The organism is Melittangium boletus DSM 14713, assembly GCF_002305855.1.
GTDB lineage: Bacteria > Myxococcota > Myxococcia > Myxococcales > Myxococcaceae > Cystobacter > Cystobacter boletus.
On sequence record NZ_CP022163.1, the window covers coordinates 7,007,953 to 7,030,324 of the forward strand.

Sequence of the window (22,372 nt, forward strand, 5' to 3'; positions counted from 1 at the left end):
CTGGTGGAACTGTCCGGGGTCCTTGGAGAGGGCGATCCCGAGAGCGGAAGTTGCGCGAGCCTTCGAGAAGAGCCGGCAGCGAGGCTCTCGATCTTCCGGAGCAGAGCGCGATCCACCTCCCCACCTGGGTGAGGGTTCCAGTCGTTCAGGGCTGCTAGTCACACTCGTACTTGAAGTCGCGGCGCACCGGACCGTCGTCCAGGCCCGGCGTGCCCGAGTACTCCTCGTGCACGAGCCGTCCCTTGTCATCGCGCTCGTGGGTGCGCCGGGCATCCACGACGCCGTCCTGGTCGCTGTCCCACTCGTCGAGCCAGACGATCTTCGTGCCACACAGGTATGTGAGCCGGCGGGTGGTGGTCAGGTACGTGGTCACCAAAGGGTATTCGATGCCGGGGCCCGAGAGCTGGGTGTAGACCTTGCCAAGCCGCTCGAGCAGCAGCAGGCCCGAGGCGTCGTAATAGAGGGTCCGCACGAACTCGTGGCTGCGGTAATAGCCGCCGTATTTTTCCCAGCTTCGGAACACCCGGCGGGCCGCGTCGTGGGAGGTGACGGTGTGTCGGACATGCTCGAAGCCCTCCTCCTGTTCGTCCACGAGGTTGCCCCGGTCGTCGTACAGGTTCGTGAAGCTCATGTGGTGGTCGTCGGTCCACGCGTTCTGTTTCACGTGGCCATTGGGCCAGTAGGTAAACGTCTCGCAGCGGGCGACTCTCAGGTCGCAGTCCGGCCGACTGTCGATCTCCACCAACTGACCCACCGCGTTGTAGTGGTAGACGATCGGGCCGTCCTGTCCGTTCGAGGTCTGGCGCTCGATGCGTTCGAGACGGCCCTTCGCGTCGCGGATGTACTGGTAGGAGCGGGGAAGGGTGGGCGCGTCGAACGTCTCGGTCCGCCGCGCGAGCCGGCCCGCGTCGTCATACGCCCACTCGATTTGGTCCCAGGAGCCCTCGGGGAACTCGAGGCGGCGGAGCGTTTCGTGGCCGTTCTTCCAGGTGTGGAACTCGGTCTCTTGCAGCGTGCCATCCGGCCCGTAGCGGCGCCGCTCCAGCAGGCGGCTGTCGGCGTCGTAGCGGGCCACCTCGCGGTCGCCGTTGGCGAAGACCGAGGTGCCCTCGCACGCCGTGGCGCGCACGGGCGCCACCTTCCCCTTCCAGGGCACACAGGCCACGGGCTTGAGGGTGGGGGAACCCTCGAGGCCCGCGCTCACGGGGGGAACCTCGCCCGGCGACGGCGGGGGCTGCACCACGGGCACCGTGGGCTCCTGGGTGGGCGTCTCGGGCTGCGTCGAGGGCTCACCCGGAGGAGGCGCCTCACCCGTGGGGGGCGTGGACGCGGGCGGCTGGGCGGGCACGGGCGTGTCCGGGAGGGGCGCCGGGGCTTCGGGTGTGGGCCCTGGCGCGGGCTCCTCGCGCGTCGCACCACACCCCACGAGCATCGCGCACACGCTCCATCCCATCAGCCTCCAGTGCTTGCGCATTCCCATCTCCCCTCCGGTTGGTTGGCCGGCAAGGTGTGCACGTGGAGTGTGGGCGCCCATAGCCCCCGGTCGCTCGCTTGGGTACATGCCGAACGCTTGGCGACGGAAACGACATGAGGCGCGGACTCCACTCTACACGCCTCCCATTCGCCCGATGCGTTGACTCCGGGTGAAGTCTTGTAGGGCGATGGGTCCATGAACACCTTCCCGCGACAACAGGGGAGGGAGCATGGGACGGGGGCGGAGCGCATGGATGCTGGCCATGTGTCTGGTGGTGAGCGCATGTGGAAGCACGTCACCATCTCCCGCCGAGCCCACCGAGTCGGGGGAGCGGACGGGGCTGGGTCCGGGCGACGACCCGGCTGGCGGTGGCACGGTGTCCGGACTGGAGGGTGAGCCGTCCCTGCCGCCGCGTGCGTGCATCCCCTGGACGCGCCCGACGCCCCCGGTGCGAGCCACGGCGTGCGCGTCCTTCTCCGTGTTCGCGGATGGCTCCTCCGTGCGCGCCCGGTATGACGCCGACAGCCGTCCCCTCGAGGTGCGCGAGTTCTCGAGCGACGGCACGCTCCACACGGTGGAGACGCGTGTCTGGAGCGAGGGACTCGAGCGGCTGTACCGCCGGGAGGAGCTCGCGTTCGGCTTGTCCACCCAATCGGAGTGGACTTATGACGGCCGGCGGCTGCTGCGGCGCGTGGACTCGTTCTCGCACGACCCCCCGAAGACGTATGACTACGTCTACGACGCCCAGGGCCGTATCACGCGCGTCGTGCGCCAGTGGTCCGGGGAGTCGGTCACGAGTCTCTACACCTACGACGTGCAAGGGCGCCTGGTGCGCATCGCCGACGAGCAGAGCGATTGGCTGTGCGGCTCGGGGGACAGCCGATGCGCGAGCCTGTCCTATTGGCCCAATGGTGTGCTCAAGCGCCACGAGTGGGAGACCGGGAAGATGAACTTCGAGGAGGAGTTCGATGCGGCGGGCCGGCTCGTCGGGTCGCTCGCGCAAGACCCGGACCACCTGAGGCGCCGCCAGCTGGGCTACGACGAGGCGGGGCGTTTGCGCCGGGAGTGGCGCTTGCACTCCTGGTACGTCTGGGACGCCACCTCCGTCACGCGCACCGTCTACGATCCCGCGGGGCGGCGCGAGCGGTTCGCGGAGGAACTGGCGGACTATGGCGAATGTGGGGCCCGTTTGCCGGATTGCGAGCCGGAGCGGAGCTCCGTGCACGTCACCCGCCGGACCACCTTTTTCTGTGGCACGGAGATTGTCGCGCTCGACGAGTGGGACGGCGACGAGGACGGCGTGGTGGATGCCACGCGTACGCACGAGCGCGATGACGCGGGCCGGCTGGTGCACGAGGTGTACTCGGGCACGCCGGGACTGGATGACGGGCCCGTGCTGCGCGACTTCACCTATGAGTGCGCCCCGTCCGGCGTCGCTCAGACGCAGGGCGATGCCGGTGGTGAAGCCCGCGCCCGCGCTGCACAGGTGAGGTGATCCAAACCTCCCGTCTCCACACTTCACAACGCGCCGGGCGATTCTAAGGCACTCGGCGTTGCCGTGAGCGCGCACACATGCACGCCGTGGGATGGCGTACGGCCTCCACGCAACCTCCAGGGCACAGTTCTCCGCTAACGAGGAGGCGCGGATCGGCTTAGAGGACCAATCGGCGGGAACCAGGTTCACGAGGATGGAATGACCGAAGGCCTCATGCAGCTGGCCTGACCAGCCCGAGCTTCAAAAGGCTGTCCGAAGTGGCGACGACGGCGTCCTCGAAGGGCCGAGGCGACCAGCCCAGAAGCTTCTCTGCCTTTGCGCTGCTCGTCTCGCGCACCGACCCCAGGTGCGGCAGGACCACCTTCGCGGCCGGGTTGTGCAGTGCCGCAAGCCTCACGCGCCAATTGGGGAGCTCGCGCGTAGAGACGTGCGCGCCCAGCTTCCGCTTCAGTACCCGCGCCACGTCCGCGATGGAGTGGGTGCCCGGTGCCGCGGCGATGAAGCGCTCGCCCTTCGCCGCCGGGTGAGTCATCGCGCGTAGGTGCAGCTTCGCCACGTCGCGGACATCGACGTACGGCGAATAGACCTTCGGGCAGCCCGACATCGCGCCGCTCAGGAGCTGCTTGATGATTCCGATCGAGTGCGACGTGTCAGGCCCAAGCACCGGTCCCAGCACGCCAACGGGATTCACCGCGCTCAGTTCCAGTGCTCTGCCTTCACGCGCGAGGAAATCCCAGGCGGCGCGCTCCGACAGGGTCTTGGATCGCTGATAGAGCGGAACCCACGCCTCCTCACTGCTCCAGTCCGTCTCCAGATAAGGCCCACGTTTGGCGGTTGGAGTGGCGAGGCGGAGAAGCGTTACACCTGATTCTACAAAAGCGTGACGATGCTCTGCCGCGGTCGGGCTCGCCCGCGATTAAGAGGACCCGGAGGTTTCCGTCCTCCACATTCAGCACCGCGGCGGCGTCCTGGGGCGCGAGACCTTCGACATCGCAGAGCACCACCGCCGCCCGCCACGCGTCGGGGAGCTTCCGGAACTCGCCCTCCAGGTGTCGCAGCAGCTCGCGGTTTCCTGCGACTTGCTCTGGGTCCTCCAGCGCCGCGGGCCAGGGTCAGCTTCCGCCAGGTGGGCGTGGGGTTGGTGCCGCAGTCGGTGGCCACCGCGGAGTCGATGGGGAAGGCCGTGGCGGACGCACGCGCGACAGCGCGCAACGCGGGTCGGGGGACGTCAGGGTCCGCGAGCGCACCCACCCCGGCTGGGCGGGGGCGCGCAGCATGAAGACGGCATCATTGAAGTCCCGGTCTTCGCCCCCACTCAAGTCCTCGAAGCCGAGGAACCACCGGTCCGGCGTGGTGCTCGGGGCGCTCAACAGGGCGTGTGGCATGGTGCCCGTGCCCGACACGGGCAGGAAGGCGGCTTCCTGTCCGAGCGGAGCGGTGCCGGTGGGGGGCGCCAGGTTGTAGAGGTCCTCGTGCAGGTCCGCGATGCCATTGCCATTGGCGTCTCGCAGCGTGTCGTCCGATGAGTCCGCCGGTGTGCCCTGGGTGTCGATGTAGCCGCGGGCGACGAGATCGTCGTAATACAGCCAGCCGAGTGTGTTGCTCCCGGTCGTGGTTCCTCCGACGAGCGAGATGCTCAGCGGCTGGTCGTGGGTGAAGACGATGCGTTCCACGGACAGAGGGGGCGCCGGTGGGGTGGTCTGGATTTTCGAGTTCGGCGTGAGCGTCACGTTCTGGAGCGTCTCGAAGTCCGCGGGGAGGAAGGACGTCTGGTGATTGAGGCTCAGGTTCTGCGTCACGCTGAAGCCGAACCCCATCGTGGCGGACAGCCCAAGGTCATTGGTGGCGGTCACCGAGACAGGGGCGCTCCCCTCCGCCAGACAGATGGGCGCGGTCCACAGCAGGCCGCTGTCGTTCGTTCCTGATACCAGCATCCGCGATCCAGTCACCCAGCCGCCCTCGTCCCGCGGGGGACGGAGGACACCCTGGTGCTCCCGGCGACCGACCCCTCAACAGAGCGCCTGTTCCGTCCCATGCGTTTCGCGAACTTGAGGGCAGGATGGACGTGATGTATATACATCATCGGTGCCTGCATGAATGTCGACTCCATCCTCTTCTTGGTCCTGGGCGTGATCTGGGGAACGAACTTCCTCTTCATGAAGGAGGCCGTTCAGGTCATCTCGCCGCTGCAGGTGGCCTGGCTGCGCGCCTCGTTCGGGGCAGTCCCCATCCTGCTCTTCGCGTTCTCGCGCAGGAGCCTGGCGAAGGCCGACCTCCGCAACGCGCACCACTTCGCGGCAATGTCGATTCTCTCCATCGTTGTCCCGTACGTGAGCTTCGTGAAGGGCACGCAGTATCTGCAGTCGGGAGCGGCCGGCGCGATCAGCGGCATCATCCCCTTGATGACAGCGGTGGCCGCCGCGCTCTTTCTTCCGAAGGATCGATTGAGCGCGAGAAAAGGACTCGGATTGCTTCTCGGGCTCGTCGGCGTTGCCTGGGTCGCCGACGTGACCCGGCTCTTCGAGGCCTCATCGAGCAATGCCCTGCACGGCACCCTCTGCATGCTCTTGGGTTCGGCGGGATACGCGTCAGGGATGGTCTACGCCTACAAGTTCATCACGCCCTTGAAGCTCAGCCCCATCGCGCTTGCCGGGTATCAAACCGCCGGTGCGGCCTTGTTGCTCGCGTTCATCACCCCCATGAAGGGCGTCGAGGCGGTGGCGAGCGTGCCTGCATCCCTCGCCGCGCTCGCATTGGGGCTCGGACTGCTCGGCACGGGGATCGCGTTCATCCTCTACTACCGCATCATCGAGCGCCTGGGCGCGATCACCGCGTCGTCGGTCTTCTATATCCCGCCAGTGGTCGCCCTCGCCGTCGGCGCGCTTGTTGGCAAGGAGGGGCTTTCTCTCTCCCAGTGTCTGGGAACCGCGGTCATCTTGCTCGGCGTCTTTCTTGCCCGAAATGGAGCTCCGGCTTGAAACCAAAGAAGAAGAGTCCCGAGGCTTCGCAGCCAGATTTGAAGCCCATTCAGTGCGTGTGCACGAACTTGAAGATGGCTTCACGCGTTGTGGGCCGTGCGTATGACCTGGCGCTCGAGGAGAGCGGCGTGAACGTCATCCAGTACTCGATCTTGATCAACGTCTCGCGCTACCAGCCCATCTCCCAGATGCGGCTCGCCGAACATCTCGAGATGGAACGGACGACTTTGTACCGTGCGCTCGACATCCTCGAAAAGAAGGGCCTCGTGGCCTCTGAATCGAACGGCGAAGGCGTCGCGAAGGTGGTGCGGCTGACCGCTCGCGGGACAGACGTCACGTCCGCTGCTGCGCGAAAATGGAACTTGATGCACGAGGGGTTCCTGTCGAAGTTCGGCCCCCGGAGGCTCAAGGAGCTCAATGCGCTCCTCGGCGAAGTTCGAGACCACTTCAAGCACGTCAACCCCTCCACCTGAAGGTGATGTCCGCGTGAGGCGCGAGGATGGTGCCCCAGAAGCCGTAGCTGGTGGCCTCGATCTTCGTGGTGTCGACGAAGTTGAAGAGGACGCTCTTCTGATTGATGCCACCGCTGAATGACTGGCCGAGGTGGCGAACCGGGCGTACGCGCCCCGGATGTTGATGACGACGCGGGAGTTGACCGGCGCGTTGATGGAGAAGTCGTTCTTCCGGCCGAAGACGCTGGTGTCCACGTCCTCGGCCACCTGGGAGACGCTCTTGCCTCCCTCGCACACTGAAGCTCCGCCTCTTCCTTCTCTCCATGGACACTACCTCTCGTGTAGCCGACTTATGCGGTATGTCCACTAAAACGCCTCTCCCGCACTTCATGTGCTCCATGAGCCGTCCAAGAGCGGGACTCCTGCTGCTCCGTCGCACGCGACTCGCCAGCCGAGCAGCGAACACACAAAGTGCGGGAGAGCCACTAAAGCGGGGCAGGCTCACCCCGAGGTGCTACGTGATGCGTTGTTCACTGGTGCTGCTCTGCTTGGCCCTGATGGGGTGTGGCGGCGCTGCTCCAAGCGTCCGTCATACGCCGGATGAGCAGAGGCGCTGTGTATATGTCCCGTCCCGTGACGAGGCGGCCGGAGCCTGGAATGAGACGGTGCCCTCCGCTCACGCGGGTGTGAACGTGGTGCTTGTCGCGGCGACGGCGGGGGCTTCGCCCGTGGCTCCCCCTGCCCCAAGTCCGGCTCCTGCCCTGGAATGGCTGTCGGGTGAGGGGTTGGGGAACGGCATTCCCCGGGGCGTGCTCCGGTTGGTGCCTGAAGGAGGCGCGGGCGCGGAGGTAGGGGCTGGCGGAGCCGCAGGGGAGACGGTGGTGGTGGGGGGAGCGTTCGTCGCAGCCGTTGGCAGTGGGCTGCTGGTCTGCCTGACGGCTCGTGCGGCCCTGGATGGGGAGAAGACCCCCATCGAGATTGCGGACGAGTATTACGGCACACACTTCGGAGACGTGATGGGGTGGGTTCAAGGTCAATACCCGGCCCAGGTTCCTCCTCCTGGCGCAGCGCCCAGGTCGAAACCCGACGAGAGCACCGGCAAGAGGCTGGGGCGCATCTATGTCACCTACACAAAGCTCAATAAGATGACCCACCGCTACTACGCGGGGCGGACCAGCATGGTCGTCGATCTTGCTGTGTCCCTCGAATTTCAGGCCGCACTGGCGGTTTTCCTCCGAGACAGAAACCACCACCTGGACGAGAATGCTGAACCGGGTGGCGCCATGTTCGGCTTGGCGCAGACTGATCGATTTGATGTCGGCACCGGGGTTGACTATAGCCGTCGATACGACGACGTCGCTTACTGGCGGATTCGCGGGAGAGAGCAGCAGTTGATTGATTCCCTTGGAGGAGCCCACGCTGACACCGGAGCGCCTTATCGCACCGAGAACGCCGTACGCGGCGTGGCGAAAGAAAATCCACAAGGCAGAAGGTTCCACTCCGCCGCGACGGAGTTGTGGGGCCAACTTCACCCTTACACGGGATACTAGGGATGCCGCGAATCTACAAACCGGGCTCGTTCTTGAGAATCCCCCTTGCCGACGGCTCCTTCGGTTACGGCAGGGTGCTCAAACTGCCGCATGATGCCTATTACGATTACAGGACCGACACTCCAGATTCCGATCTGGAGCGGATTGCCTCCAAGCCTATCCTTTTCAAGATCATGGTTCGCCATATGGAGGAGAGGGCATGGGAGTTCATTGGGTGGAAAAAGCTGGAGGAGCAGTTTTCTCAACCGGTCGTCCAGTTCATGCAGGACATTGGGAACCTCCGCGACTGCACGATCTTCGACACCGTCGGCAATTCGAGGCGCGCGGAGCCCCAGGAGTGTGTGGGACTTGAGCGCTCGGCTGTCTGGGAAGAGGTGGGAGTCGAGCAACGCCTGCTCGACTCCTTCATGGGGCGGCCCAACGATGACGTGGAGCGCGTGAAGGTGCGCCTGAAATAGGCACGCGCATAGGAGCGGACGCGGCTCAAAGCGGCGGGTTGTTCTGCGTGGAAGCGGCGGGAATCGAACCCGCCGCGCTCGGCCTCTCCGAGTCTCCGGGCATTCCGGAACCGCTGCCGTGGGAACCGGAGTGTCGTGACTAGCCGATGCGGCCGATGGTGGCGCCCCGCTCGTAGACGGTGATGGGGCCATCCTCGGAGACGTTGATGGCCACGCCCCGGAAGCTCGCCCGCCACGCCGCGAGCGCCCGGGCTCCGGGCATGCTGGGCTCGCGCAGCCCCAGCCGGGCGATCTCCCTGGGGCTCGAAATCATGCAGGCGATGTCCAGCACGCTGCCGTCCTTGTCGAGCACCACGGCGCCGTCCGTGGCGGCCGCCGCGGTGATGACCTGGCGCTGCGCCCAGACGGAGATGTTCTGGCCCCTCAGGCTGCGGCGCAGGTGGGAGTTGGCCGCGAGCGCGTGTCCATGGTCGGGGATGAAGTCCGTCAGATCCTCGCGCGAGTCGAGCAGGCAGAAGAGGGCCCCCGTGCGCTCGAAGGACAGGTCGATGGCGGCCCGGAGCACGCCGATGACCACGTCCTCGCGGAAGCGCAGGGACAGCCGCTCGTGCAGGGCCTCGTAGTCGAGCACGCGCCAGTGGCCGTGGGTCTTCTGGAAGACGGAGCCCTTGCCACTGAGGATGAACAGGTCTCCCTGCGGCGAGGCCACGAGCGCCACGTCATGCGCGGAGTGGCCGAGCACGGCCTGCACGGGGACGAGCGTTTCGTGCGGGGCGTAGCGCAGGGCGGCGTCGTTGCGGTCCACCTCGGCGAGCGAGATGAAGCCGATGATGTTGCCGGAGTGCATGCTGCCGAGCAGCGCCACGCGGCGGCCATCCACCACGGTGCGGATCCACTTCTCGCGCAGGAGCGCGTTCTCGATGGAGATGCCGCCCGGCAGGGGGATGAACTTGTTCTGCAGCTTCTGCACGAGCTTGGGCGCCTTGCGCGCGACGATGAGGCAGTGGCGCACGGCGCGGCCCTCGTAGGTGAGGGCCATGGAGTCCTCCACGGCGCGGATCCAGTTGGACATCTGGTGCGGCCGGTAGTTGAGGAAGCGCGCCACGGCGCGGCGCAGGCGCGTCTGCTCGAGCGAGGCCCAGTGCTCGTTGAGCGGCAGGGCGGCGGAGACGTGGGTCAGGTCGTCGTTGAAGACGCGGCAGAAGGCTCGCGCGAAGTGGCTGTCGCTCGTGCGCACCGGGCGCCACAGGTCGATGAGGAGCCCCGCCTGGGGCGTGGGTTGATCGAAGTAGAGCAGGGCGGCGAGCCGTGTCTCGTCGAGCGGCACCACCTTGGGCTTGAGCGCCGCGCGAGGGCCCAGCGCCTCGATCTGCGCGGCGAGGTCCGCCGCCGACAGCGAGGACGTGGTGCTGCCCGGGAAGATGTCCTTGAAGGCATTGGCCAGCGAGGCGAGTGCATCGACGATGACCAGGGGCCTGCGCGTTCGCATCTGGAGGACATCCTAGGACGGGCGCGGGCCCCCGCACCGTTTCGTTTTCGTGGTGCGGTGCGTTGCTCAGGCGCCGCGGGTGGCCGCGTCCACGCGGTCCAGGTACCGGGAAAGCCGGGAGCGCGCGGAGATCTGATCGCGCTGCCAGGGCGTGATGTCCTGGCGCAGGCTGAAGAGCTGGGCGAACAGGCCCAGGTCGGCGATGGAGAAAGCGCCCAGCCAGAAGCCCTCCTCGGGGGCGCGGGCCTCCAGCGCGTCGAGCTGGGCCTGGAAGCGCCGCCAACACGCCTCCGGGCCCGCGCGCCAGACATCCCGTGCCACGACGGCGCTCACGATTTTCTTGCGCATCCGACCGGAGATGAGGCCCCGCAGGGGCGCGGGAATGGGCTTGAAGATCCGGTCGCGGAACCCGGCCCAGTTGCGATCGTCGGCCCAGCGCGAGGAGATGAAGAAGCCCACCAGCGACGTGTCCGCGAATTCCTCCCACAGGACGGCCTCGGCGGCGAGCTTCGCGTCCTGGGTCCCGTGGAAGGTGCGCCCCGTGAGGGACTGGAGCCTCAAGAGGATGTCGGTGGAGTCTCCCACGGCTTCGTTGTCCCCGATGAGGAGCACGGGCGCCTGTCCGGTGGAGTAGTACTTCTTGAAGCTGCCGGGCATGCCGTGGCGGCGCTCATAGGGCAGGCCCAGGTACTTCAGCGCGCGGTGCACCTTCACGCAGAACGGCGAGTAGCTTTCCAGGCCAGGGATGTCGGTTTCTCCGAGCTCGCACAGCACGAGCTTGGGCAGGGACGAGGGGGTGGTCATGGTGGCTCTTTCAATCGAATCGCCTCGGGGCGTCAAGCCACGCCTGGGCCTGATACCCTCGCGGCCCCCCTTCCTCCCTGGGAGTTCACGTGACGGAGATAGAGAGCCTGGCGGCGTTCGAACAACACCTGACGGGTGGCAAAAGCCTCTCCAACGTCATCCTCCAGGGGTTGGACCTGATGGAGCAGGGGGAGGTGTTGCTGCGCGCGGACCTCTCGGGCTCCGTCTTCCTGGGCTGCCTGCTGGACGCCAGGATCTTGCAGGAGGTGATCGGGCGGGGCGCCATGGTGTTCCCGCCGTTCTCGGGGCTGCCCTACTCGCCCTACCGGGGGGGCCTCTACACGCCCGAGGAGCTATACGCGGGCTTCGACCCCGCGCATCCCGAGAGCTACGCGGACACCCCGGACGCCCGCATCTACGCGCACTGGAACTCGCGAGGAGGGCCCAATCCGCCGTCGATCCTCGAGACCCTGGCGCAGCGGCTCCATGACCACGCCATCAGCGACGCCCTGGAGGAAGCCCTCATCGACCAGGGCCAGCCACGCCGGGTGGTGGCCATCATGGGCGGCCACTCCATGCTCCGAGGACAGGCGGACTACCGCGCGGTGGCGGAGCTGGCCCGCGCCCTGGCGCGTCTGGGCTTCTTCCTGGTGAGCGGCGGAGGCCCCGGCGCCATGGAGGCCACGCACCTGGGCGCGTGGTTCGCCGGACGGAGCGACGGCGAGCTGGACGCGGCGCTCGAGGTGTTGGCGCTGGCGCCGGGCTACAAGCACCGCGAGTGGCTGTCCCGGGCCTTCGAGGTGCGCGCCACCTGGCCGCTACGGGACGAGGATCGAGCCATCAGCGACAGCCTGGGCATTCCGACCTGGCTCTACGGCCACGAGCCGCCCAACCCCTTCGCCACGCGCATCGCCAAGTACTTCGCCAACAGCGTGCGCGAGGAGGGCCTGCTCACCATCGCCCAGGGCGGGGTCGTCTACTCGCCGGGCAGCGCCGGCACCGTTCAGGAGGTGTTCCAGGACGCGTGCCAGAACCACTACAACACGGTGGGCGTCATCAGTCCGATGATCTTCCTGGGCCGCGAGTTCTGGACGAAAACGAGGCCCGTGTACCCGTTGCTGGAACACCTCGCCCAGGGGCACGACTACTCACGCTATCTGCTGCTCACGGACTCCCAGGAGGAGATCATCCAGGCGCTCGTGAAGTTCAACCAGGAGCGCGAGGCCCAGCGCGTCGCGGGTTGAGTCCGTTGTCGCGTGCGGCGCGACCCCTGTAAGGGTCCGGCGAGTGCTTCGTCAGCCCAGGTGAAAGGAGCGATTTTCACATGGCTCACGAGCACATGCGGTCGTATGCGCCCCTGGCTGACCTTGGGCACGGCCTTCCTCCGGATAGCGAAGGGACGGCGTTGGACCCTGTCTGCGGGATGTCGGTCAACCCGAACGCGCCGAAGGGAGGGACCCACCTCCACGACGGGAAGACGTACTTCTTCTGCAACCCGAAGTGCCGGGAGCGTTTCGCCGCCGAGCCCCGGAAGTATCTCGAACCCAAGGCGGAGCAGGAGCGGGTGCCGTCTCCCCCGGGCACGAGGTGGAGCTGCCCGATGGACCCGGAGGTGCTCCAGGACCATCCGGGGGCATGCCCCCGGTGCGGCATGGCGCTCGAACCCCTCACGGTGCTGCCCGAGGAGCAGCCGGACCCCGAACAGCTGAGCATGACGCGGCGATTCTGGGCGGGGGTCGTGCTCACGCTGCCGCTGCTCTTCCTGGGCATGTCGGACCTGATTCCCGGCCAGCCCGTGCAGCGAGCGGTCGAGCCCCGGGTGCTGGCGTGGATGCAGTTCGTGCTGGCGACGCCGGTGGTGCTCTGGGGCGGAGCGCCCTTCTTCGCGCGTGGCTGGGCATCGGTGAGGAACCGGCACCTGAACATGTTCACCCTCATCGCGCTGGGCACGGGGGCGGCATACCTCTTCAGTCTCTTCGCCACGGTGGCGCCGGAGCTGCTGCCGCATGCGTTCATCGGCCATGGTGGCGCGGCGCCCGTGTATTACGAGGCGGCGGCGACCCTCATCACGCTCGTGCTGCTCGGGCAGGTGTTGGAGCTGCGGGCCCGCCGAGCCACCTCGGGGGCCCTGCGCGCCCTGCTGAGCCTCGCGCCCGCCGTGGCCCGGCGCATCCGCGAGGACGGCCGCGAGGAGGACGTGCCGCTCGAGCAGGTGGAGGTGGGGGACTCGCTGCGCGTGCGTCCCGGCGAGAAGGTCCCGGTGGATGGCGTGGTGGTGGAGGGAGAGGGCGCGGTGGACGAGTCCATGGTGACGGGCGAGTCCATGCCGGTGGAGAAGGCGCCGGGAGCGGGGGTGACGGGCGGCACCCTCAACGGCACGGGAAGCCTGGTGATGAGGGCCGAGCGGGTGGGGCGGGACACGCTGCTCGCGCGCATCGTCCAGCGGGTGGCCGAGGCCCAGCGTTCGCGCGCCCCCATCCAGAAGCAGGTGGACCAGGTGGCCGCGGTGTTCGTTCCGACGGTCATCGCGGCGTCGGTGGTGACGTTCCTGGTCTGGGCCTTCGTGGGCCCCGAGCCCCGGCTGGCGTACGCGCTGGTGAACGCGGTGGCGGTGCTGATCATCGCCTGTCCATGCGCGTTGGGGTTGGCCACGCCCATGTCCGTGGTGGTGGGCATGGGAAAGGGCGCCGGGCTGGGGGTGCTCATCCGCGACGCCGAGGCGCTGGAGTTGCTGGAGAAGGTGGACACGCTGGTGGTGGACAAGACGGGCACGCTCACCGAGGGCAAGCCCCGGTTGGTATCGGTGGTGGCCGAGGGCATGGACGAGGCGCGGCTGCTGCTCCTGGCGGCGAGCCTGGAGCGGGGCAGCGAGCACCCCCTGGCGGCGGCGGTGGTCTCGGGGGCGGAGGCGCGCGGGGTGGTGCCGACGGCGGCGAGGGATTTCCGCTCGGTGACGGGCAAGGGCGTGACGGGGCGGATTGGAGGCTCGGAGGTGGCGCTGGGCAACGTGGCGCTGCTGGAGTCGCTGGGCATGGACGTGGGCGGGCTGCGGCCTCGCGCGGAAGCGCTGCGGCGCGAGGGGCAGACGGTGATGTATGTGGCGGTGGATGGCAGACCCGCGGGGTTGCTCGGGGTGGAGGATCCCATCAAGGCCTCCACGGCCGAGGCGCTGGCCTCGCTGCGTCACGAGGGCGTGCGCGTGGTGATGCTCACGGGGGACAGCCGCACCACGGCCGAGGCGGTGGCGCGGCGGTTGGGCCTCGACGCGGTGGTGGCGGAGGTGCTGCCCGAGGGCAAGGGCGACGTGGTGAGACGGCTGCGGGCCGAGGGCCACACGGTGGCGATGGCGGGAGATGGGGTGAACGACGCTCCGGCGTTGGCGCTGGCGGATGTGGGCATCGCCATGGGGACGGGGACGGACATCGCCATGGAGAGCGCGTCGGTCACCCTGGTGAAGGGGGACCTGCGAGGGATTTCCCGGGCGCGCACGCTGAGTCGGGCCACGTTGCGCAACATCCGCCAGAACCTCTTCTTCGCCTTCATCTACAACGCGCTGGGCGTGCCGGTGGCCGCGGGCGTGCTGTACCTGTTCCTCGGGCTGTTGCTGAGCCCGATGCTCGCCGCGGCGGCGATGAGTCTGTCGTCGGTGTCGGTCATCGGCAACGCGCTGAGACTGCGGAAGCTGCGGCTGTAGCCTCCGCCTTCAAGATCGGGCGCTCTGGCACGAGCAGTCCAGACACCCGCGTGCGGCACACGCGCCGCACGTGTGCTGGAGCCGCGTCTTGAGTGCCTGACGGGCCCGGTGCAGGCGGACCATGGCGTTGTTGGGGGTGACTCCCGCCTCTCGCGCCACCTCGGAGACCGGGTGCTCCTCCAGGTCCACCCGCCGCACCATCCGTGCGTACTCGGGCTTGAGCGAGGGCAACACGCCGTGCAGGCACGCACAAACCTTCGGTTCGGCTCCCGGCTCGGGCTGTACCGCGACGGGCTCCCGGGCCTCACGCTCGAGCACCCGGGATTCCGCGTTCCGGTGCCGATAATGGTCGGTCACGGCGTTGCGCAGCAGACGGTAGAACCACGCCACCGCGCGTTCCGTGTCCCGCAGCGATGCGCCTTTCTCGATCGCCTTGACGTACGCGGCCTGGAGCAAATCCTCCACCACCCTCTCGCTGTCCACCCGGCTCGCCAGGAAGGAGGCGAATCGCGCCCGATGGCTCAACAAGGTTCGCAGAACCTCCTCATGCACCGGGGCTTGCTCCGATCCGGTGTCGGACTCGGCGATGGAGGGGAGGGGCGGATTTCTCATGTCGATGGGGAAGTATAACGAGGGGCATGGCCCCGGAACCATGCGCGGCCGCTCAGCACGCATGCGAGCAGGACGTCATCCCCTCATCAGGTCGGCCCAATTCAAGTCGAACCGGGCGAGGTACTTGCGCAGCCGATCCGCGTCATTGACGCTCTTCTTCTGGGCCCGGGATTGGGCGAACAGGAGTCGTCCCGCGTCGGAGAGCGAGCGGGCCTGACGGCACACGGTGAGGACTTCCGCGAGCTGCGCCCGGTCGAACCGATCGAGCGCTTCCGCCCGCTCGGCTCCCAGCACCTCCGTCACCACGTCCTCCGCCGGGTGGCGCCGCGTGCCGGGCGTCCACGCGGCGAGCAGCCGCTCCCACTCCTCGTCCACGCCCTCGCGGGTGATGCGTCCTCCCGGCGCGAGCGTGGCCATGCGCAGCACCGCCGCGTTGAGGTCCCGGAAGTTGCCGCTCCAGCGCGCCTCGGGCGAGGTGGCGAAGCGCAGGAAGTGCTCCTGGGCCTCCTTGTTCATCGTCACCCGCGTGTCCAGTGCCTGCGAGGCCTGATCCAGCTCGTAGAGCAGGTTGGGGAGGATGTCCTCGGGCCGCTCGCGCAGGGGCGGCAGGCGGAAGGTCCACAGGTTGATGCGCGCGAGCAGATCCTCCCGGAAGCGTCCGCCCTCCACCTCGGCCAGCAGGTCGCGGTTGGTGCCCGCGAGGAGCTGGAAGTCGCTCTCCACCTCCTTGTCCGAGCCCACGGGCAGGAAGCGTTTGTCCTCGAGCGCCCGGAGGAGCATGGCCTGCTCGTCCGCGCCGAGCTCGCCGATCTCATCGAGGAACAACAATCCACCGTGTGCCTGCCGCAGCAGCCCCGGCCGGTCCGCCACCGCACCGGTGAACGCGCCCTTCACGTGGCCGAAGAGGGCGGACATCGCCCCGTCCCCACGCAGGGTGGCGCAGTTGACGTCCACGAACGGGCCGCTCACGTGCCGCCGGGTCTTCTTGAGCTGGTAGATGCGCTTGGCGAGCTGGGACTTGCCCGCCCCCGTGGGCCCCATCAGGAGGAGGGGCGCGCGGGAGCTCGTGGCCACCTGTTCGATCCGCTCGATGAGCCGGTTGAAGGCCGCGTTCCTCGTGTCGATGCCCGCCTTGAGGAAGGACAGGCCCTCGCGCTGCTCCTGCTGGAAGCGGCTCGCCAGCGTGTCGTACTGGGACAGGTCCAGGTCGATGAGGGCATGCACGCCGGGGCCTCCCTGATCCCTTCCCCCATGCGAGGGCGACGTCTGCACGAGCCGGGCGGGGATGTGGCGGCTCTCCACCAGGAGGAAGAGGCAGATCTGCGTGATGTGCGTCCCGGTGGTGATGTGGACGAGGTAGTCCTCCTGCTCGGGCTGGAAGGGGTAGGCCTTCGCGTAGTCGAGCAGCGCGCCGTAGACCTCCTCCAGGTCCCACGGGTTGCGGATGTCCACGGGGGTGGGGCGCACGCGCGTTTCCGGGGACACCTGGGCGATGTCCGCCGTCACCGTCTGGGCCAGGTCCGCCTGCGCCGGGGGGTGGAGCAGTTCCAGGCGGTGCACCACCAGATCCTCCTGCTGGCACAGTCCCACGGTGGGCCGCCACCGCTCCCACCGCTTCGGAGTCCTCCCCGTGTCCAGGGTGGTGCCCAGCATCCCGATCACCACCGTCTCGCGCGCCCGTGTCTTCGCCATACGGATAGGAATTTATCCCAGAGGATAGGAAATCGGGCGCGGAAAGACGCTCCCCCTGGGGAGAAGCGTTGGCACGCGCCCTGCTCTACCCCTCCCCGTGCCCGGCGGGACCGGGCGGACACTTCCGAGGGAGCAGGCCATGAAGACCCAGCGCGATTACGAAGTCCTGACGAACGAGGCGGGTGGGGTGCCCATCAAGGCGTGGACGGTGGGGGTGCCGTTCGAGGACGAGGCCAAGAAGCAGCTCCGGGCCATGGCGACCCTGCCCTTCGTCCACAAGTGGGTGGCGGCGATGCCGGACGTGCACCGGGGCTTCGGTGCGACGGTGGGGAGCGTGGTGGCGACCGCGGGCGCGGTGATTCCCGCCGCGGTGGGCGTGGACATCGGCTGCGGGATGATCGCCGTGCGCACCACGCTGCGCGCGGAGCAGTTGCCGGACTCGCTCGCCGGGGTGCGCTCGGCCATCGAGCGCACGGTGCCTCATGGCCGGACGGATAACGGCGGCCGCAACGACAAGGGCGCCTGGCGCGAGGCCCCCGCTGCCCACCAGGAGGCCTGGGCCCGGCTGAAGCCCGGCTATGACGCCATCCTCGAGAAGCACCCGCGCCTGGGCCGTGGCCCGGACCTGGGTCACCTCGGGACGCTCGGGACGGGAAACCACTTCATCGAGGTGTGCCTGGATGAGGCCGGCCACGTGTGGGTGATGTTGCACAGTGGTTCGCGCGGTGTGGGCAACCGCATCGGAAGCCACTTCATCGAGCTGGCGAAGGAGGAGATGAGCCGCTTCTTCATCCACCTGCCGGAGCGGGATCTGGCGTACCTGCCCGAGGGGACGGTGCACTTCCAGGACTACCTGCACGCGGTGAGCTGGGCGCAGGACTACGCGGCCACCAATCGCGAGCTGATGATGCGCTCGGCGGTGGAGGCGTTGAAGGCGAGCGGGGAGCTGCCGGAGTTCTCGCTCACCGACGCGGCGGTGAACTGCCACCACAACTACGTGTCGCGCGAGCACCACTACGGAAAGAACGTGCTCGTGACGCGCAAGGGGGCGGTGCGGGCGCGGGAAGGGGACCTGGGAATCATCCCCGGCAGCATGGGGGCGCGCTCGTACATCGTGCGCGGAAAGGGAAACCCGGAGTCCTTCCATTCGTGCAGCCACGGCGCGGGCCGGGTGATGTCGCGCGAGGCCGCCAAGCGGCACTTCTCGCTGGAGGACCACGCCCGGGCGACGGCGGGCATCGAGTGCCGCAAGGACGCGGACGTCATCGACGAGACGCCCGGGGCCTACAAGCCCATCGATGCGGTGATGGCGGCGCAGGCGGGGCTGGTCGACATCGTTCATACCCTGCGCCAGGTGGTGTGCGTGAAGGGGTGAGCGGAGTGTGCCTGGAACCCTGACCCGGGAGGACGCCATGAGGGGATAAAGACATCGAGACGCCCGCTCCCTCCGAGACTTCGGTCAGTAGGATGGGGGAGCGGGCGTCGCTACGTGCGGGCAAGGGGATTCACAGGGAGGGAGACGACATGGTTCGCATCGATGGTTCGAAGGGAGAGGGGGGCGGGCAGGTCCTGCGCACGTCGCTGGCGCTGTCGCTGGTGACGGGGACGCCGTTCCAGATGGAGAACATCCGCGCGGGGCGCTCCAAGCCGGGACTGTTGCGCCAGCACCTGACGTCGGTGAAGGCGGCGGCGGCCGTGGGCGGGGCGGAGGTGGAGGGCGCGGAGCTGCATTCCCGGACGCTGACGTTCCGGCCCCGGAGCGTGAAGCCGGGGGACTACCACTTCGCGGTGGGCACGGCGGGGAGCGCCACGCTGGTGTTGCAGACGGTGCTGCCGGCGCTCCTGAGCGCGAGCGGGCCGTCCACGCTGGTGCTGGAGGGCGGGACGCACAACCCGGCGGCGCCGCCGTTCGACTTCCTGACGAAGGCGTACCTGCCGCTGGTGCGGAAGATGGGGCCGGTGGTGGAGGCGTCGCTGGAGCGGCCCGGGTTCTTTCCCGCGGGGGGAGGGAAGTTCCGCGTGAGTGTGCGGCCCGCGCCGCTCGAGCCCCTGCACCTGTTGGAGCGGGGGAAGGTGGTGCGCCGGCTGGCCACGGCGATGGTGGCGCAGGTGCCGTTCGACGTGGCTCAGCGGGAGCTGACGACGGTGGGGCGCACGCTCGGGTGGAGCGCGGAGGAGCGCCGGGTGGAGGAGGTGAAGCGCTCGGCGGGACCGGGAAACGTATTGTCGCTGGAGGTGGAGAGCGAGCACGTCACCGAGGTGTTCACGGGCTTCGGGGAGCGGGGTGTGCGGGCGGAGGCGGTCGCCGAGGCGGTGGCGGAGGAGGCCCGGGTCTACCTGGAGGCCGAGGTGCCCGTGGGCCCGCACCTGTGTGATCAGCTGTTGCTCCTGCTGGCCCTGGCCCGGGGAGGCTCGTTCCGGACGCTGCCCCTCGAGGGACATGCGCTCACCCAGATGGAGACGTTCGCGCACTTCACCGATGTGCGGGTCACCGAGACCCCCATCGCCCCCCGGGTGAGGGAAATCGTGGTGCGCGGTTGATGGCGGGCTTCACCGAGGAGCAGTTGAACGCCGCGCTGCGTCGCGCGAGCGAGGAGCTGGGCTTTCCCTCCTATTATGAGGCGTGTGTCCGGCCCCTCGTGCGTGACCCCGAGGGCCATTGGCCCCGCTGCTGCGGCGGGGGGTGTGATCCCTGTGCCCAGAGGCTCATCCAGGTGGCGCTGAGAACGCTGGAACTCCTGGGCACGCCCCGCGTGGCCCCCCTGCCGGAGGGGTGAAGGACTACGGGGAGGCGGGAGCGGTGGACACCTTGGGCAGATCCAGTGCGGGATTGCGTGAGAAGAAGCCCATGGGCAGCAGCTTGAAGCCCGCGTGCGCCACGGGCATGACCGGCCACTCCTCGGGGCGCGGTGTGTGGGTTACCCCGAGCGTATACCAGACCACCACGTCCTCGTTGACCAAGGGCTGGTTGTCTCGCACCCAGGTGGGCAGCCCGTCGCCCCCCTCGCTCTGATTGGGATAGGCACCGGCGGCATACAGCTCCCCGGGGACATGGCGCGTGGCCCAGAAGTGGTGATCGATGAAGCCCGCGCGCTTGCGCGACACGTTCTCGGGCGCGGCGAAGGGCACGGTGTTCTCTCCTGGCACGAGCACATAGCCCGTGGGACCGCCCAACGCGTTGCGCTCCTGGGGGTTCTGGATCACCCACCGCCGGGCATTCACCAGGCTCATGTCCCGCTGGGACTGGGCCTCGCTCGCGAGCGGTTCCATGCGCATGGTGAAGGCATTTCCCGCGGGGTTGGCCGCTCCTCGTGGCAGGGGATGGGTGTTCATCTCCAGGATGGAGTTGCGAGGCCCATCCACGTCGAAGTCGAGCCGGAAGTTGAAGAAATGCTGGTGATGGACCGCGATCACGTCCTTCTGCACCAGGTGACCGTACAGCTCATGCTCGGCGTGCTCGGACTGGGGAGTCATGCCCTTGGCCAGCATGATGCCCGTCAGTTGGACGTCGACATCGATCGAGCCATCTTGTTTGAAGATGTAATAGAGGACGTAGTCATAGTTGGCGACCGCGACCCCGTACGCCACCACCAGCTCACTCCCCCGCCGGGACTCGTTGCGCTTCGTCTCGTAGTCGTAATGCTTCCACAGGATGCCGCCGTCGCGCTCATAGAGGGCGAGCGCACGAGGGATTTCGGAGACCTCGCCGGAGTTCTTGGCCTGGGCCGCCGGGAGGAAGGTGGCGCTGGCGGGGACGTCCACGCCGGGCTCGAGCGGGCTGAGATAGTTCCCAAAGCCATACTCTCCCACGTCGAAGGCGCTCCTCCAGGACCAGGTGTCCTCGGGATCTCCATAGGGAACCACCATCTCGGAGAGGGAGAGCCGGTGGAGGATCTTCCGCTCCCGGCCCTGGTCCGTATAGGTGACCTGGTGGAGCACCGCGCCCTCTCGCGGGTGGGCTTCCACGCGGAAGCGCCAATTCTGCCAGCGCACTTCATTTCCTGTCAGGGTGTAGTTCACGCCCTCCGGGTGGGTCACGACAACGGGGTGTGGACGGGGGCGAAGCACCCCCACGGACGCCTCGTCATAAGCCCCCGCGTCCTGGGGAATCGGAATGTCCCCCCGGTCGATGACCTCCACTACCTCGCGCTTCGTGAGATCCAGGAGCGCGAGCACGCCCTCCACGGGCCGAGCGTAGGCATTGCCACTGTCTCCCTTGAAGAAGGGAAAGATCCTCATCAGGCGGTGATCCGCGCGCTGAGGATCCAGGGAGGGTCCCGGCGCCCAGGTGTCCAGATGGATGTGCTCGGGGTGGGTCACGCCCCGCCGCTGCATGGCGGCTCGCCAGCGCTCATCCTGCCACACCAGCTCCTTACCCAATTCCTTGTCCCGAGTGCCCAGGGACGGCTGCACACCGGGAACCTGATTCCAGCTTTCCACGGCCGTGGGAGGCGTCAGCCGGACGCGCGCCTCGAAGGTCAGGTTGCGCGCGAAGTCATAGACCACCACGAAGGCGCGGCGCGCAACGGGAGTCCCCGCCGCGAAGGCATCCAATTCCTCCTTGGAGGGCTCCCACGGCGAGACCAGGGGAAACACACTGTTCTCATTCACGTGCCCCTGCTCGCGCAGGAGCTGGATCGCCTGGGCGTACTCCGCCACCGTGAACGCATCCAACGGGTGGGGTGAAGGAGCCGGTTGCGTGGAGGATTCACCCTCCGGTGGCGCCACCGGCTCGGGTTTCTTGGCACACGAGAGGCTCGAGAGGGTCAATAGACCCGAGAGCAGGACGCACCGCGTCAGTGAATACATATCTTTGGATGTCTCCCAAGCACTTCATCCGCATCACAGCCGGTGCATCTCACACGCCGCCGCGGCACGAACCATCACGCGAACGGCATCTGATGACTGTCATGACAATCGAGGTGCCCAGGCGTCCGGCGCCGAACGGTGGGGCCCTTCAGAAGAGGCGCATGCCCAGGCCCAGCCGCAGCCCGTAGCCCAATTGAGTCTGGGTCAGCCGGCTCGCGCCCTGGAACACGTCCACACCCAATTGGCCCAGCAGGGACAGCGTGAGGTCTTCCCCGATGTAGATTTCCGCGCCAGCTCCCGCCAGGGGCTTCACCCGCCAGTGGCTGCTCGTGCTCAGGCCCTGGTCGTAGGCGACCTCCACCTGCCCCAGCGCCGTCACCGTCTCCGTCACCTGGTACGTCCCCACCAGCGCGGGGTTGATGCGCAGGAACCATCCGCGCACGTTCTGGGTGTCGAAGTACCGGCTGCCCGGGTTGGCCGTCACGCCCACGCCCAGCTCCGGCGCCAACGTCCACGCCCCGTCCGTCCAGACCCGCAGTCGCGTCGTCACCTCGGCCGTCGTCGCCAGCCGCAGATAGTCGAACCGCGCCCGGGCGCCGATCTCCCAGCCGGGCAAAAGTCCCTGCCGGTACGCCACGCCCAGCTCCGGAACGCCCACCCACCCGGAGATCGCCGAGCCCCCCTCCGGCAGGGTCGCGGGGGCCACCATCGCCCCGATGTCCTCGTGCCGGTCCACCGCCGCCACCTGCTCCGTCACCGGCGCGCTCTTCGTCTCCTGGGCCGCCGCCACCCGCGCCAGCGCCACCCACGGCACCACCACCCACGTCCGCATCGATCGCTTCATAGGGCCCTGCACTCTGGCTCG

20 protein-coding genes are annotated in these 22,372 nt (G+C 68.0%); 10 read left to right on the forward strand and 10 right to left on the reverse strand.

All coding sequences use genetic code 11. The annotated features are described in order from the left end of the window. Window positions 1-154: 154 nt before the first annotated feature. Window positions 155-1,474 carry a hypothetical protein gene (locus MEBOL_RS29265; RefSeq protein WP_095980519.1) on the reverse strand — a complete coding sequence of 440 codons (1,320 nt, stop codon included), beginning with the start codon at window positions 1,472-1,474 and terminating at the stop codon, window positions 155-157. A gap of 253 nt (window positions 1,475-1,727) precedes the next feature. Between MEBOL_RS29265 and MEBOL_RS29270 the strand changes: the two genes are divergently transcribed. After that, entirely contained in the window at window positions 1,728-2,969 is a 1,242-nt protein-coding gene (locus MEBOL_RS29270) for an RHS repeat domain-containing protein (protein WP_157775646.1), read from the forward strand. Window positions 2,970-3,180: 211 nt separating this feature from the next. Here the strand turns inward: MEBOL_RS29270 and MEBOL_RS29275 are convergent, their stop codons facing one another. Together MEBOL_RS29275 and MEBOL_RS29280 are read right to left on the reverse strand one after the other, a co-directional pair. Further along, window positions 3,181-3,660 (reverse strand): Rossmann-fold NAD(P)-binding domain-containing protein, encoded by a 480-nt coding sequence (locus MEBOL_RS29275; RefSeq protein WP_170115613.1) that lies wholly within the window; start codon window positions 3,658-3,660, stop codon window positions 3,181-3,183. 421 nt (window positions 3,661-4,081) lie between these two features. Continuing rightward, window positions 4,082-4,903 carry a DUF4114 domain-containing protein gene (locus tag MEBOL_RS29280; protein WP_095980522.1) on the reverse strand — a complete coding sequence of 274 codons (822 nt, stop codon included), beginning with the start codon at window positions 4,901-4,903 and terminating at the stop codon, window positions 4,082-4,084. A 159-nt stretch (window positions 4,904-5,062) separates the two neighbouring features. Between MEBOL_RS29280 and MEBOL_RS29285 the strand changes: the two genes are divergently transcribed. Together MEBOL_RS29285 and MEBOL_RS29290 are read left to right on the forward strand one after the other, a co-directional pair. Further along, the gene (locus tag MEBOL_RS29285) at window positions 5,063-5,947 is read left to right on the forward strand and encodes a DMT family transporter (RefSeq protein ID WP_095980523.1); all 885 of its coding nucleotides are present in this window, start codon (window positions 5,063-5,065) and stop codon (window positions 5,945-5,947) included. Further along, window positions 5,944-6,420 (forward strand): MarR family winged helix-turn-helix transcriptional regulator, encoded by a 477-nt coding sequence (locus tag MEBOL_RS29290; RefSeq protein ID WP_157775649.1) that lies wholly within the window; start codon window positions 5,944-5,946, stop codon window positions 6,418-6,420. The genes MEBOL_RS29285 and MEBOL_RS29290 overlap by 4 nt, the downstream gene beginning before the upstream one ends. On the opposite strand, the gene MEBOL_RS29295 is transcribed toward MEBOL_RS29290, so the two are convergent. Next, the gene (locus MEBOL_RS29295) at window positions 6,404-6,799 is read right to left on the reverse strand and encodes a choice-of-anchor A family protein (protein ID WP_342747676.1); all 396 of its coding nucleotides are present in this window, start codon (window positions 6,797-6,799) and stop codon (window positions 6,404-6,406) included. The two genes, MEBOL_RS29290 and MEBOL_RS29295, sit on opposite strands and share 17 nt — an antisense overlap. 484 nt (window positions 6,800-7,283) lie before the next feature. On the opposite strand from MEBOL_RS29295, the gene MEBOL_RS29300 reads away from it, so the two are divergent. Continuing rightward, window positions 7,284-7,949, forward strand: a complete 666-nt coding sequence (locus MEBOL_RS29300; RefSeq protein WP_157775652.1) for a hypothetical protein — start codon at window positions 7,284-7,286, stop codon at window positions 7,947-7,949. A gap of 2 nt (window positions 7,950-7,951) precedes the next feature. Next, a complete protein-coding gene (locus MEBOL_RS29305) occupies window positions 7,952-8,407 on the forward strand; it encodes an immunity 26/phosphotriesterase HocA family protein (protein WP_095980526.1) in 456 nt (151 codons plus the stop codon). Window positions 8,408-8,546: 139 nt separating this feature from the next. Here MEBOL_RS29305 and MEBOL_RS29310 read toward each other — a convergent pair whose 3' ends face one another. Together MEBOL_RS29310 and MEBOL_RS29315 are read right to left on the reverse strand one after the other, a co-directional pair. Next, the gene (locus MEBOL_RS29310) at window positions 8,547-9,896 is read right to left on the reverse strand and encodes a hypothetical protein (RefSeq protein WP_095980527.1); all 1,350 of its coding nucleotides are present in this window, start codon (window positions 9,894-9,896) and stop codon (window positions 8,547-8,549) included. A gap of 66 nt (window positions 9,897-9,962) precedes the next feature. After that, a complete protein-coding gene (locus tag MEBOL_RS29315; RefSeq protein WP_095980528.1) occupies window positions 9,963-10,700 on the reverse strand; it encodes a glutathione S-transferase family protein in 738 nt (245 codons plus the stop codon). A gap of 89 nt (window positions 10,701-10,789) precedes the next feature. On the opposite strand from MEBOL_RS29315, the gene MEBOL_RS29320 reads away from it, so the two are divergent. After that, on the forward strand, window positions 10,790-11,944 hold the full coding sequence (locus tag MEBOL_RS29320; RefSeq protein WP_095980529.1) for an LOG family protein: 1,155 nt from the start codon (window positions 10,790-10,792) through the stop codon (window positions 11,942-11,944). Window positions 11,945-12,024: 80 nt separating this feature from the next. After that, the gene (locus tag MEBOL_RS29325; protein ID WP_095980530.1) at window positions 12,025-14,394 is read left to right on the forward strand and encodes a heavy metal translocating P-type ATPase; all 2,370 of its coding nucleotides are present in this window, start codon (window positions 12,025-12,027) and stop codon (window positions 14,392-14,394) included. Between the two features lie 9 nt (window positions 14,395-14,403). Here MEBOL_RS29325 and MEBOL_RS29330 read toward each other — a convergent pair whose 3' ends face one another. Both MEBOL_RS29330 and rtcR read right to left on the reverse strand, forming a co-directional pair. Further along, entirely contained in the window at window positions 14,404-14,922 is a 519-nt protein-coding gene (locus MEBOL_RS29330; protein WP_245918946.1) for an RNA polymerase sigma factor, read from the reverse strand. A 159-nt stretch (window positions 14,923-15,081) separates the two neighbouring features. Next, window positions 15,082-16,698: an RNA repair transcriptional activator RtcR gene (rtcR, locus tag MEBOL_RS29335; RefSeq protein WP_095980531.1), complete on the reverse strand. Its 1,617-nt coding sequence runs from the start codon at window positions 16,696-16,698 to the stop codon at window positions 15,082-15,084. Between the two features lie 139 nt (window positions 16,699-16,837). On the opposite strand from rtcR, the gene MEBOL_RS29340 reads away from it, so the two are divergent. The 3 genes from MEBOL_RS29340 to MEBOL_RS29350 all read left to right on the forward strand — a co-directional run bounded on the left by MEBOL_RS29340 (window position 16,838) and on the right by MEBOL_RS29350 (window position 19,475). Beyond that, on the forward strand, window positions 16,838-18,073 hold the full coding sequence (locus MEBOL_RS29340) for an RtcB family protein (protein ID WP_095980532.1): 1,236 nt from the start codon (window positions 16,838-16,840) through the stop codon (window positions 18,071-18,073). 149 nt (window positions 18,074-18,222) lie between these two features. Beyond that, window positions 18,223-19,239: an RNA 3'-terminal phosphate cyclase gene (gene rtcA, locus MEBOL_RS29345; protein WP_095980533.1), complete on the forward strand. Its 1,017-nt coding sequence runs from the start codon at window positions 18,223-18,225 to the stop codon at window positions 19,237-19,239. Next, entirely contained in the window at window positions 19,239-19,475 is a 237-nt protein-coding gene (locus tag MEBOL_RS29350; RefSeq protein ID WP_095980534.1) for a hypothetical protein, read from the forward strand. The genes rtcA and MEBOL_RS29350 overlap by 1 nt, the downstream gene beginning before the upstream one ends. Window positions 19,476-19,479: 4 nt before the next feature. Here MEBOL_RS29350 and MEBOL_RS29355 read toward each other — a convergent pair whose 3' ends face one another. Further along, window positions 19,480-21,507, reverse strand: a complete 2,028-nt coding sequence (locus MEBOL_RS29355) for a primary-amine oxidase (protein ID WP_095980535.1) — start codon at window positions 21,505-21,507, stop codon at window positions 19,480-19,482. Between the two features lie 148 nt (window positions 21,508-21,655). Then, window positions 21,656-22,339 (reverse strand): hypothetical protein, encoded by a 684-nt coding sequence (locus tag MEBOL_RS29360; RefSeq protein ID WP_095980536.1) that lies wholly within the window; start codon window positions 22,337-22,339, stop codon window positions 21,656-21,658. Window positions 22,340-22,372: the final 33 nt, after the last annotated feature.